Annotated in this window: 10 protein-coding genes; 1 reads left to right on the top strand and 9 read right to left on the bottom strand. The window is 36.3% G+C overall.

Going from position 1 to position 12,480, the window contains the following annotated elements; genetic code table 11:
* Positions 1-316 precede the first annotated feature (316 nt).
* A complete protein-coding gene (locus tag B5X47_RS05480; protein WP_079589183.1) occupies positions 317-1,141 on the top strand; it encodes a hypothetical protein in 825 nt (274 codons plus the stop codon).
* A 140-nt stretch (positions 1,142-1,281) separates the two neighbouring features.
* Here the strand turns inward: B5X47_RS05480 and B5X47_RS05475 are convergent, their stop codons facing one another.
* From B5X47_RS05475 to B5X47_RS05435, 9 genes are all read right to left on the bottom strand, one after another.
* The gene (locus tag B5X47_RS05475; RefSeq protein WP_079589182.1) at positions 1,282-2,196 is read right to left on the bottom strand and encodes a Ppx/GppA phosphatase family protein; all 915 of its coding nucleotides are present in this window, start codon (positions 2,194-2,196) and stop codon (positions 1,282-1,284) included.
* A 12-nt stretch (positions 2,197-2,208) separates the two neighbouring features.
* Positions 2,209-2,742 (bottom strand): FtsB family cell division protein, encoded by a 534-nt coding sequence (locus tag B5X47_RS05470; RefSeq protein WP_079589181.1) that lies wholly within the window; start codon positions 2,740-2,742, stop codon positions 2,209-2,211.
* Positions 2,742-2,984 (bottom strand): RNA-binding S4 domain-containing protein, encoded by a 243-nt coding sequence (locus B5X47_RS05465; RefSeq protein ID WP_079589180.1) that lies wholly within the window; start codon positions 2,982-2,984, stop codon positions 2,742-2,744. Before B5X47_RS05465 ends, B5X47_RS05470 begins: the two co-directional genes overlap by 1 nt.
* Before the next feature lie 60 nt (positions 2,985-3,044).
* Complete coding sequence (locus tag B5X47_RS05460) at positions 3,045-3,353, bottom strand: HU family DNA-binding protein (protein WP_013360565.1); 309 nt, start codon at positions 3,351-3,353, stop codon at positions 3,045-3,047.
* A gap of 149 nt (positions 3,354-3,502) precedes the next feature.
* Positions 3,503-4,576: a MazG nucleotide pyrophosphohydrolase domain-containing protein gene (locus B5X47_RS05455; protein WP_079589179.1), complete on the bottom strand. Its 1,074-nt coding sequence runs from the start codon at positions 4,574-4,576 to the stop codon at positions 3,503-3,505.
* A 180-nt stretch (positions 4,577-4,756) separates the two neighbouring features.
* The gene (locus tag B5X47_RS05450; RefSeq protein WP_079589178.1) at positions 4,757-6,220 is read right to left on the bottom strand and encodes a methyl-accepting chemotaxis protein; all 1,464 of its coding nucleotides are present in this window, start codon (positions 6,218-6,220) and stop codon (positions 4,757-4,759) included.
* A 455-nt stretch (positions 6,221-6,675) separates the two neighbouring features.
* Entirely contained in the window at positions 6,676-6,921 is a 246-nt protein-coding gene (locus tag B5X47_RS05445) for a DUF2442 domain-containing protein (protein ID WP_079589177.1), read from the bottom strand.
* A gap of 11 nt (positions 6,922-6,932) precedes the next feature.
* Positions 6,933-7,199, bottom strand: coding sequence for a DUF4160 domain-containing protein (locus B5X47_RS05440; protein ID WP_079589176.1), 267 nt, complete (start codon positions 7,197-7,199; stop codon positions 6,933-6,935).
* Between the two features lie 251 nt (positions 7,200-7,450).
* A complete protein-coding gene (locus B5X47_RS05435) occupies positions 7,451-12,460 on the bottom strand; it encodes a phosphoribosylformylglycinamidine synthase (RefSeq protein ID WP_079589175.1) in 5,010 nt (1,669 codons plus the stop codon).
* Positions 12,461-12,480: the final 20 nt, after the last annotated feature.

Here is a 12,480-nt window from a genome sequence, read left to right as displayed (position 1 = left end):
TCACAAATTTAATTTCTAATTTATTTCTGAGTATTCATTCTTATTTGCTTTTTTAGATATGCTAGTAGCATAATTTATAACTATGTAATAATTAACTATGTAATAATTAACTCTATAAATTTCACACTACAATCTTTTTATATATCGTCTATTATACTGTATGGTTTTAGCTTTTGTACTAAAACGAGATATAATTGTAATATTTTTTTAATCTTTTGGTGACATTGATGCTATATGCTTGTAAATATTCTGTAATTGTGTTGTAATTTAAACAGGTTATAATGCAATTAGTGATAATTATAAAGGAGGAGATTTTGTGAAGTTATTTAGTTCAAAGAAAAAAATAGCAATAATTGGTACTATGCTTACTACTATGTTAGCAGGAACTATTGCTTATGCTGCTACACCTATCAAGCAAGATGCATATTATGATACGTTTAAATTAGTGGTAAATGGAACTGAGCAATTCATTTCTGATACAGCTCTTAAGCCATTTATAGCAAACAGCAGAGTTTATGTACCTATAGCTACTCTTCAAAATTTAGGAATAGCTAATGTGCAGTGGACTCCAGCAGCAAGTGGACAAGCCGCATCTCTAGCAGTAAGTCCAAAAGGTGGTACAGCTAGTGGGGAGGTTGCTCTATATCAGCAACAGCTAGCAGCTCTTAATACACAGCTACAAGCTAAAGATTCTGAAATCACAACTCTTAAGGCTGATAAAGCTAGATTAGAAGCTGAAGTAGATAAGTTAAAGCAAAGCAGCTCAACTAGTGGGGATATTTCTAGCAAGGATTTAACTGCTCTAGAAGACACTTTAAACGATGATAGAGATTTCAACAGATATTCTGGACCTACAGGCGTAGGAACTTTATACTTTGATTTTGAAGTTGATGAGTATAGAGGAGATATCGAAATCGATATGTATATAGACAGCAAGCTTGACTCTACAGCGCTTAATGCACTTAAAGATGACTACAGAGATTTTGATGATTTCATAGAAGAAATAGCTGAAGAAGCTGTTAGATCATTTAAAAACTCAGATGTAATAATCAATGTTTACAATGGTACAGCTAGAAGCAATCCTTCTAGAATTGTAGAGTATGAGTATGATGGTAGATTAAGAGATTCTATCCAAGACTAAAAATCAAAATAAATCAAAAGGGACGGTTCTTAGTGATTTTTGAAATCACCAAGAACCGTCCCCTTTTTAATTAAGAGCCATATGTTTTAATTAGATTTAAAATCAAAAAGAACCGTCCCTTTTGATTCTACCTTTTGATTCTAGTTTTTGTTTTTTGTGTATACTAGGCCTTCTAGGTTGTCGTATTCGCTTATAAGTATGTCTTTCATTTCTAGGTAGGACATTAGATTTTTTAGGATATTTACTCCTGCTGTTATTACGTCAGCTCTTTGAGGCTGTAGGCCTTTTATCATTCGCTTTTCATCTAGGGTTTTGTATTTTAAGTCTTTGAATATCGCTTCAACCTCTTCATACATTACTAGGCTTTGGTGGACTTTTTCCATATCGTAGACATCTAGCTGCTGTACCATAGCAGATATAGTAGTAGCAGTTCCACCGATACCTATGAGCTTTGTAATAGGGTAGGTTTTGAGGATTGATATGGTGTTTTCTGTTACTGCCTTGATATAGGCATCCATGTTTTCTAGCTCGATTTCATCTACTGGGTCTGATTTTATGAATTTTTCTGTAAGTCTTACTGAGCCGATGTTTTCACTTTTGCTAAAAACTATTCCGCCTGTTTTATCCCCTAGGATAAACTCTGTTGAGCCTCCACCTATATCTAGGATAAGAACCTGGCCTTCTTCTTTTAGGTCAGCTGTTACTCCATAAAATCCAAGCGATGCCTCATCATTGCCAGATATAATATCTACATTTACTCCAGCTTCGTTTTTTGCTCTTTCTATGAATTCCTCTTTGTTTTTACTATCTCTCAGAGCTGATGTTCCCATGACATATATTTCCTCGCAATCTTCGTGTTTGGCTATTTCAACAAATTCCTTGAGTGCATGTATGTTACGGTCTATGGCTTCTTTGGATATATATCCAAATTCATCTACCCCTCTACCTATTCTGGTTATGTTTGTATACTTTTTTCTCTTAGAAAATCCATTTTCATAATCGGTAATAAGTAGCCTCATAGAGTTTGTCCCAATATCTATCGATGCTAGTTTCAATTATTTCACCCCTTAGTTTTTCTTTTTTGTCAAATCTATATATACGGTTTCACCCGGTTTTATCATTCCAAGTTTTTCTCTAGCCTGTTTTTCTATGAACTCTAAGGTATCCATCTGATTAAGTGTATTTTTTATTTTTTTAAGCTCTTTTTCTTCTTGCTTTATCTGAGTTTCTAAGGCTAGTTTTCTTTCCTTTAGGACAGAGATTTCCATTTGTTGCTCTATAAATGTAAATGACAAAGATATCCCTGCCCAAATCAATAGTCCGATCACTACTGCCGATGCAACATCAAAGCTATCAAGCTTCTTCTTAGTTTTCTTAGGTTTATCTTCACCTTTTTTATTTCTATGTTTTGAGCTTTTATCTTTTAACTTTATCAATTTTTTTTGTTTATCTGTATCTTCTATTTTTTTAACGTCTCTAGGTTTTGTGTTCAAATCATCATTATCTATGTTGATATTTTCAAAAGATTCTTCTCTTGTCTGATTATCCTTAAATTCTAAAACTTTACTTATTTTTGTTTCATCCTGATTTTTGCCTTTCACTACTCAATCACCTCATACAAGGAAGCTGCTTCGTCCTTGCCTACGTGTTCTTTTAAATCCAGTACTTTAACTCTTAAAATTTTTTCTCCGAAATGAAGTTCTAGGGTGTCTCCTATTTTAACTTTAGTTGAGGCTTTGGCTTCCTTGCCGTTTATGAACACTACTCCAGCATCTGAAGCGTCCTTTGCAACTGTTCTTCTTTTTATTATACGCGATACCTTAAGGTATTTATCTAATCTCATGATAGTTCTCCTTATTTGAAAAGACTACATGGCAAAAGCCCTGTAGTCCTTTTATTGTCTTTATTTCTTTTTAGATGATTTTGCAGCTTTTGTAGCGTTAACTTTTTCTTTTAAGCCTTTTCCAGCTTTGAATACTGGAGCTTTTGAAGCAGGTATTTTAATTTTCTTTTCTGGATCTCTTGGATTTCTTCCTTCTCTTGCTGCTCTTTCTCTTGTCTCGAATGTTCCAAATCCAACAAGTTGAACTTTTTCTCCAGCTACTAATGCTTCTTCAACTGATGCCATGAAAGAGTTTAAAGCTACCTCTGTATCTTTTTTAGTCATGCCACTCTTCTCAGCCATTTTTGCAACTAATTCAGCTTTGTTCATTTGTTATATACCTCCTTATTTTTATGTAGCTGTGCTACGTTTTAGCTTAGTCTTACTAAGCTTCCCATTTAATTTATCATCGGGATGTATTGTCTTGTCCTAATTCCTATTGTATATTCAATATTTATGTTTCGTCAACCTCTAATTCGCTATTTATCAGTATTTTTATTGTTTTTTTCAATCTGTTTCAATCTTTCCCACATTTCTGGTAGGTCTTTTTCATCAATTTCTAAGTCTGAAAACACGTGTGGATGTCTAAATGTGAGCTTCTTGCAAATCCCATCTGTAATGTCTAGAAGGTTGAAGTAGCCAGATTCTCTGCCTAGCTCGCTGTGAAACACTATGTGAAGCAGTACGTCTCCAAGCTCTTCTATTAGGTTATCTAGGTCGTCATTTTCTATTGCTTCTTTTACTTCTGTAGCTTCTTCAACTATATGGTCCTTAAGTGATTCATGAGTCTGCTTAGCATCCCAAGGGCAGCCATCTGGTCCTCTTAGCTTTCTAACTATGTTTATGAGGTCAGAAAGATTGCTGTAGGTTTTGTGAATTACTCTTGGAATATAGAGACTAGTTAAGTAATCGTAGCATATTCCCATCTGATCTAGCTCATATATTTTGCATACGGTTATTTCTTCTGTGCCTGTTATTCCAGCGTTTTTGACTATATATGCCTCATGCTCATCTGGATAGGCTTCTAGTAGCTTTAACTTTGTTTCAGAGGCTATGAAGTTGTCATATACCTGAGTGATTACTAAATCATGCTCCGTATCTAGGCTAAGAGCATCTATGTTAAATGCATCTTTTAGTTCAAATCCATCTGAAGGGTCTCTTTTTACTGCTGCAAATAAAGCATCAATAAAGCTCATGGATGGATAGGCTACTATTTCTATATTTTGCTCTTTGCATTTTTCATGAAGAATAGCTACTGTTTGCTCAGCTACATAAGGATGCCCCGGTACTGCGTATATGATTTCATTACGTTTTTCAACTTCATCAATCAAGTAAGCTACAATAGCTTCATATACCTGCTCAAATACCTCTCCAGCTTCATAAAATCTATCAAGATATTCTGCCTTCATCCCTCTTTGCTCTAGAGTATCTATTACTGGGTGTTTTTTTGTTCTAATATAAAGTGGAAGCTTTGAAACTGTCACTAGCTCATATACTTTGTAGCTAATATTATCAAGACTTCCTGGACCGAGTCCTACTATATTTATTTTCATATCAAATTCCTTTTTATTTTATTTTTCGAATCAGAAGAGAATCAAAATGGAGAATCAAAAGGGACGGTTCTTTTTGACCACTCTGTTTTAATTTTATTTCATTTTGAAATCGATTATTAGAGCTAGAATCAATAAGAACCGTCCCTATTGATTTATATTGATTCCCTATTGATTCTTGATTTAAGCGAGTGATACGTCCGCCATTATTACCCCAACTATTTGACCATTTTCTTTTATCGGAAGAGATACTGCAACGCAGTAGTTCCCTGTATCTGTAGATATGTATGGCTTTGATTCATAAGTATTTCCTGCAATAGCTGATTTAAAATACTCTGCATGAGAGAAGTTAAGTTTGTAGTCTTCTTCATCAATGCTCGACACTAAGCTTAATCCACTAGCATCTAGTATACAGATTACTTCAAATGATGGATAGGCTTTTGCCAATTTTTTTAGCTCTTCTCTTGCTACTTTATTATTTTCTCTTTTTAAAAGAGAAGTGTCTGTCTGCTTATTTGCAAGTGCTGACTTGGCATTTGCTATGCAGGTTTTCATTTTATCAGTAAGAGGTAGACTCTCAGTATATGAACGAATAAAGCCAAAAATTTCCTGAGTTCTTTTTTCTGTTTCTAATAGCATAGCTGTGATGTTTTGAGACTTTGCATAGTAATTCTGGCTTCCTGCTCTCATATCTTCAGACAGGCTAGTTACATCCTCCATAAGCTGAATAAAATCCGCAGATACAAGCTCAACTTTTTCTCCTAGCTTTTTCTGAATCTGAGTGTTTCTTTCTAGATTTTTCATTTTTGAGGCTGCTTTTTTGGCTTCCTCATCTATGAGCTGCATTGATGCTATAGAGTTATCAGCAACTTTTGCCTCTTGCTCTACATGGTTCATCTCTGTGGTTACATTTTCTGTTATGTTTATGATTCTAGCTGCCAAATCCGTGAGTGTAGAGTCAATTTTTTCTACGGCTTCTTGAGACTGCATAGCAAGCTTTCCAATTTCCTGAGCTACAACAGCAAAACCTCTTCCTGATTCTCCTGCTCTAGCTGCCTCTATTGAAGCGTTTAGCGAAAGTAGATTTGTTTTGTTTGCTATGCTTTGTACTTCTTCTATTATTTTATTAATATTTTTTATTTCACCTGCAAGTGAGGTCATGTTTCCTGCCAAATCCAGTCCAGTATCTTTTGTAGTGTTTAAAAGCTTTACTACTTTTAGGAAATCTTCTTTTCCATGTATGATTGCATCATGCATTTGGCTTAATGCATCAGTTACTTCCTTGGCTCCTGTTTCAGATTCTTTTGAACTCTCTACAAACTGCTCTAAAGATTCCTTAAGCTCAGATATTCTCTCACTTCGTCGATTCATTTGTTCAGCAAAATCATCTACTCTTTTGTCTACCATAGCAAAGGTTTCATTGGCTTCTTCTAGACTACTAGAAAGCACCTCTGATTCTTCTGACATTTTTTGTGAAAGTGCATAAAACTGACCTAGATTAGCTCTGATATCAGTTATAAAGCTATTGATGTTTTGAGCAAATTCTCCAAGCTCACTAGGTATCATTTGAGTTAAATTTCTTTTTTTAATTTCCCTAGATGCCCTGATATGTTCGTCCGTAATCTTGCTACCACCAAAAAATCCCATAGAAGACCTCCCCAAGACTTAGTTAAATATCATTAAGTTATAATATATAGCTTAAACTATTACTATTGATTTTGCAAACCATTGAAAACTTTTCTACCATATTATCATAATTTTCAATCAATAGTCTTATAAATTTTATTATATGTTTAATTTATGTTAATTTCAAACTAAAAATCATGAGGGACGGTTCTTTTTGACCACTTTCATTTAATTTTATTATTTTCTTCAAATCATGAGGGACGGTTCTTTTTGACCACTCTCATTTAATTTTATTGTTTTCTTAAATTTTTTAGAATCAAAAAGAACCGTCCCTATTGATTCGTCCCTATTGATTCCCTCAATATAATGTAAAAGAGGTTGCATTAATTTGCTGCTTTTTTTTACTTTTTTTGAGAACTAAAAAAAGCGACAAACGTCGCTTTTTTAGAAAGTGGTTATTTCCCGACAGTCCTTTTTTACTGTTCAGTAATTTTTTTACTTTTTTCATATAAAAATTCTGGATCAATATCTGCTTTATTACACCATTCTATACTATCAAAAGAAATTCTTACTGTTTTAAATTTATTTTCATCTTTTAGTTCTTTATAAATTCCTTTATCCAAATATGGTTTCATATCAAATATTTTTTTTTCACCATTTTCAAAAGTTAAAAGTAATTGATATTCACTTAAAGGTCTCACTGATTTAACAGATATATACATTATTACTCCTCCTATTTTAGTGGTTCAATTTTAAAAGGAAGTTCACTATTCATTGCAAGTTTCCAATCTGCTAATAAATCTTCTTGACGAAGTTCTGCCCATGCCAATACTAGTTTTAATTGCTTCTTTGGTAAAAACCCTTCTTTTAATTCACATGAATTTATATCAATAATCGCCACATGTTCTCCGTAATATGCATGAAAATGAGGAGGATTATGTTCTTCTGGAGCACAATACATTCTAATAATTATTCCATAAAACATACTTATAGTAGGCATATTATCATCCTTCCTAAATAATTACTATTTAGTTATATTATACCATATTTCATATCACAAAATCACAGTTTAGCCACAAATCATGAGGGACGGTTCTTTTTGACCACTCCCATTAAAATCACGAGGGACGGTTCTTTTTGACCACTCTCATTTAATTTTATTGTTTTCTTAATTTTTTTAGAATCAAAAAGAACCGTCCCTTTTGATTCCTGCGAGGAAATCAAAAAGAACCGTCCCTAATGATTTTTGATTTATTTGTAGTAGGTTACGCCGCCTTCAAATAGTAGTTGTTTTGAAGTTATTTTGTAGTTGTTGAAGAGGCCTTTTTGAACCCTTTCTGTATGTCCCATTTTTCCTAGGATTCTGCCACATGGGCTTACTAGCCCTTCTATTGCTCCGTAAGAGCCGTTTGGGTTGTATGGTAGCTTCATCGTAGGATTTCCAGAGTCATCTACATACTGGAAGGCTACCTGATGGTTGTCATACAGCTGTTTTATAACTGCTTCACTTCCGATTAGTCTACCTTCTCCATGAGATACTGGTATCTGATGGATATCTCCTTCAGTTAATAGGCTAGTCCAAGGTGAGTTTGTAGCTACTACCTTTGTTTTTATAAACTGAGCCATATGTCTTCCTATAGCGTTATGAGTAAGTGTAGGTGCATCTGAATCAAGTGTCTTAATCTCTCCGTATGGAAGAAGTCCAGTTTTTATAAGTGCTTGGAAGCCGTTACAAACTCCAAGTATCAGACCGTCATTTTTTTCTAGTAGCTGAGCTATTGCATCGCTGATTCTAGGCGAGCTAAGCACTGCCGCTATGAATTTACCTGAGCCATCTGGCTCATCCCCTAAGCTAAAGCCTCCAGGTATCATAAGAATCTGAGATTCTCTGATGGTTTTCTCTAGTTCCTTTAGAGATTCATCTATATCTTTTAGGGTTAAGTTTCTAAGGACCTGAATGGTTGCTTTTGCACCAGCTTTATCAAATGCAAAGGCACTGTCATATTCGCAGTTTGTTCCTGGGAATACTGGGATTACTACCTTTGGCTGAGCAATACTCATTTTTGCTTTACTAGGTTTTAGCTCTAGCTTTGACTGAGCTTCAAATACAGTTTTTACTGTTTCTTGAGCTGGATTTTTGGTTCCAAATACAGACTCGAGTGGCTCTTCATAGGTAGCCTGAAGGTCTTTTAGCTCTATGGCTACACTAGCTCCTACTTTTAGAACTGGAGATTTTTCTACTTTTCCTAGTGTCATAACTCTTGCATCTTCCTCAGCTAGCTCTACTACAAATGAGCCGTATAGAGGTTTAAACAGCATATCTGCTTTTAAATCTGCATTTAGATTTACTCCTAGGTTGTTTCCAAAGGCCATTTTAGTTAGTCCAGCTAATATACCTTCATGCGTAACAGCATAGGCTGATTTTATTTTATTCTCTAAGGCTAGAGCTTTTAGTGTATTTAGGTTGTCTTTGTACATTTCCATATCAAGCAGATTGTCCTCTGTAGCTGGAGTGAAAAGTAAGCCTATGGTGTTTCCTGCTTCTTTTAGCTCCTGTGATATGATTTTTTCGCTGTCTTGATATGATACTGCAAATGATATCAAGGTAGGTGGTACATTTAGGTCTTTGTAGGTGCCTGACATAGAGTCCTTGCCCCCTATAGCAGGAAGGCTCAGCTCTCTTTGTACTTTTAATGCTCCTATAAGGGCTGATAGAGGCTTACCCCATTTACGCTTATCTTCGCCTAGCTTTTCAAAGTATTCCTGGAATGATAATCTAGTTTTTTCTACTGGTGCTCCTAGGGCTGCTATCTTGCTCACTGACTCTATCACTGCATAGTAAGCTCCATGAAATGGACTTTGCTCAGAAAGATATGGGTTGTAGCCATAGGTCATAACTGAAGCAGTAGAGGTATCTCCATCTAGAGATGGAATATTGCATGCCATACCTTGAGCTGGTGTAAGCTGATAATCTCCACCTAGAGGAATCAGCACACTAGCCGCTCCTATAGTGTTGTCAAATCTTTGAATCAGACCTTTTTTGCTACATACATTTAGGTCTGCTAGTCTAGATTTTAGCTCTGATTCTATATCTTTAATTTCTGTCTCTGCAAACATATCTAGAGTGTAAGGGATTTCTACTTCTACTTCTTGAGACGAGGTAACTCCTGCACTATCTAGGAAGGTTCTATCTATATCTACCATGACTTCATCGTTATAAGTCATAACTAGTCTATTTGTATCTGTTACTGTAGCTACTACTGTAGCTTCTATGTTTTCCTCATGGCACAGCTTCATAAATGCATCTAAATCAGCTGGCGATATAACACAAGCCATACGCTCTTGTGATTCTGAGATTGCTATTTCTTTTGGTGTAAGTCCAGCGTATTTTAATGGAACTTTATCTAGCTTGATATCTAGTCCATCTGCTAGCTCTCCTATTGCTACTGATACTCCACCTGCTCCAAAGTCATTACACTTTTTGATAAGAGAAGCTGCTTTTGGGTTTCTAAATAGTCTTTGAAGTTTACGCTCAGATGGTGCATTACCTTTTTGGACTTCTGCAGAGGATAGCTCGATGGATTTTTCTGTTTGCTCTTTTGACGAGCCTGTAGCTCCACCTACTCCATCTCTTCCTGTTCTTCCGCCGATTAATACTATGATGTCGCCAGATTCTGGCTGTTTACGTATTACGTTTTCTGCAGGAGCCGCTCCTATTACTGCTCCTACTTCCATTCTCTTTGCTTTGAAACCTGGATGATACACTTCATCTACAAAGCCTGTGCAAAGTCCTATTTGGTTTCCATATGCACTGTAGCCTTTAGCTGCTTCTTGAGTGATTTTTCTCTGTGGCAGTTTTCCCTCTAGAGTTTCGCTTATTGCTTCTCTAGGGTCTGCTGAGCCTGTAACTCTCATAGCCTGATATACATATGAACGTCCAGATAATGGGTCTCTTATTGCTCCACCTAGGCAAGTAGATGCTCCACCAAAAGGCTCTATCTCTGTAGGGTGGTTGTGAGTTTCGTTTTTGAACATCAATAGGTAATCTTGGTCTTCACCGTTTACTTTTACTTTTATTTTTACTGAGCAAGCATTGATTTCATCAGATACTTCTAGGTCATCTAGCTGGCCATTTTTTCTCATGTATCTAGCCATGATGGTAGCCATGTCCATAAGAGTGAGTGGCTTTTCGTTGTTATGGGCTTTTTCTCTTAGGTCTAGGTAGTCCTTGTATGCCTGAAGCACTGCTAGCTGAATAGCTTTATTTGCTGAGGATATAAAGCTTACGTTTTCTAGCACTGTGTTAAATGTAGTATGTCTGCAGTGATCCGACCAGTAAGTATCTACCATTGCAAGCTCTACTTCACTAGGGTCTCGATTTTCTTTAGTTTTGAAATAGTCTTGGAAATATTTTAGGTCCTCTAGCTTCATAGCTAGGCCGTTTTTTGCATGAAAATCTGACAGAGCTGACTCATCCATAGCTATAAAGCCATCTATCACAGCTTTTGTCTGGATGATAGGCTGCTCGTCTTCTAATAGATTTGGAAGCTTCATACTGCCTTCTTGCTGGTCTACTGGGTTGATAAGGTAGGCTTTAATTTTTTCCAGCTCTTCAGCTGTAACTTTCCCTTTGATGTCATAAACTCTCGCACATCTTATTTTTACATCTTCTTTTCCTAGCACTACTGCTAATGATTGAAGTAGGCCATCTTCTCTTTGGTCGTACTGTCCTCTATGAAGCTCTACAACTATAGGGCTAGTCATAGATTTTTCAGTTTCAAATGCCTCTTCTTGTATATATATATCATCTACAGGCGGCTCGCTGAGGATGGTTTTTGATATTTTGTTTATCTCATCTATAGTTATGTTTTGCATATCATAGCGCTGATATGGACTTACTGAGTCTAGGTGTATTCCTAGGCTTTCCTTAATCTGGGCTGCAAGTGAAGCTCCTTCAATGTCAAACTCAGCTTTTTTCTGAACATAGATTCTTTTTACCATAGGTCCGATATCCTTCCTGTAGGTTTTTCCTTCAAAATCAATAAGCTCTGCCATTTTATATGCTTTTGCCATAGCTTCATCTAGAGTAGGGGCTTTTGCTGTAAGGCTAAGCACTCTTCCGCCATTTGTCACAGGCGTATCACAATCAAGCTTTGTTCCTGCGTGAAATACTACTCCTAGATTATCTAACTTTGCTTTATCTTTAATAGTTATAGGCTTTCCTTTTTCATACGCTCCTGGATAGCCTTTTGATGCTAGAACTAAGGTTACTGCCTGATTATCGCTCCACTTTATATCCAGTTCATTTAGTTTATCCTGGGTTGCCATGTCAAATATCTCTAGTAAATCCGTCTCTAATCTAACTAATATGGACTGAGTTTCTGGATCTCCGAATCTAGTGTTAAATTCCAGTACCTTGATACCCTCTGGAGTAATCATGAAGCCAAAGAATATGATTCCTCTATAGCTAAGCCCTTCTTTTTGTAGTCCCTTATGATATGCCTTAGCTACCTCTTTTATCATCTCATCATGATAGGCTAGGGCTATAGGATTTGGCGAGTAAGTTCCCATTCCACCGGTGTTTGGACCTCTTTCAGCTTCGTAGATTCTCTTATGGTCTTTTGCTGTAGGCATAGCCACTATAGTGTTATGGTCTACAAAGCAAAGCAGGGATGCCTCGATGCCTTCGATGTATTCTTCTAGTACTAGCTCAGTTTCTCCAAATATTCTATTTGTCAGTACCTCAGTTATAAATTCAAAGCCTTGCTCTAGGCTCTCAGCTACTACTACACCTTTGCCTGCGCAGAGTCCATCAGCTTTTATTACTGCCTTGCCGTAAGGTGAGCTAGTAAACATCATTTCAAATGCCTGCATAGCTTGATTTATATCTGAAGTTTTTATGTATCTAGCTGTAGGTATGCCATTTCTTAGCATGAACTCTTTTGCAAAGGCTTTGCTACCCTCTAGCTGAGCTGAAGCTTTTTCTGGTCCAAAAACCTTTATCCCCTCTGCTGTGAGTCTATCTACTACTCCCATGCAAAGAGGATCCTCTGGTCCAACTATTACAAGGTCTATGCTGTTATTTTTTGCAAATTCTACTAAGCCCTCTACATCTGTTGCTGAAATGTCTATGCATTTTGCTAGCTCAGCTATTCCTGCATTGCCTGGAGCTGCGTAGATTTTTCCTGCTCTGCTACTTTGACTTAATTTGTAGATGATAGCGTGCTCTCTAGCTCCGCCCCCGATTACTAGGATATTCATAAGTTATCCTCCTGTTTTTA

The sequence above is a fragment of the Acetoanaerobium noterae genome (assembly GCF_900168025.1).
GTDB lineage: Bacteria > Bacillota > Clostridia > Peptostreptococcales > Filifactoraceae > Acetoanaerobium > Acetoanaerobium noterae.
Note: the sequence above shows the minus strand (reverse complement) of the source record. Positions and strands in the feature narration are given on the sequence as shown.

Bases quoted from the DNA above. Each gene is read 5' to 3' on its own strand.
- B5X47_RS05465 (WP_079589180.1), bottom strand. From the start codon at position 2,984: ATGAGATTAGATAAATACCTTAAGGTATCGCGTATAATAAAAAGAAGA.
- B5X47_RS05460 (WP_013360565.1), bottom strand. From the start codon at position 3,353: ATGAACAAAGCTGAATTAGTTGCAAAAATGGCTGAGAAGAGTGGCATG.
- B5X47_RS05455 (WP_079589179.1), bottom strand. From the start codon at position 4,576: ATGAAAATAAATATAGTAGGACTCGGTCCAGGAAGTCTTGATAATATT.
- B5X47_RS05450 (WP_079589178.1), bottom strand. From the start codon at position 6,220: ATGGGATTTTTTGGTGGTAGCAAGATTACGGACGAACATATCAGGGCA.
- B5X47_RS05445 (WP_079589177.1), bottom strand. From the start codon at position 6,921: ATGTATATATCTGTTAAATCAGTGAGACCTTTAAGTGAATATCAATTA.
- B5X47_RS05440 (WP_079589176.1), bottom strand. From the start codon at position 7,199: ATGCCTACTATAAGTATGTTTTATGGAATAATTATTAGAATGTATTGT.
- B5X47_RS05435 (WP_079589175.1), bottom strand. From the start codon at position 12,460: ATGAATATCCTAGTAATCGGGGGCGGAGCTAGAGAGCACGCTATCATC.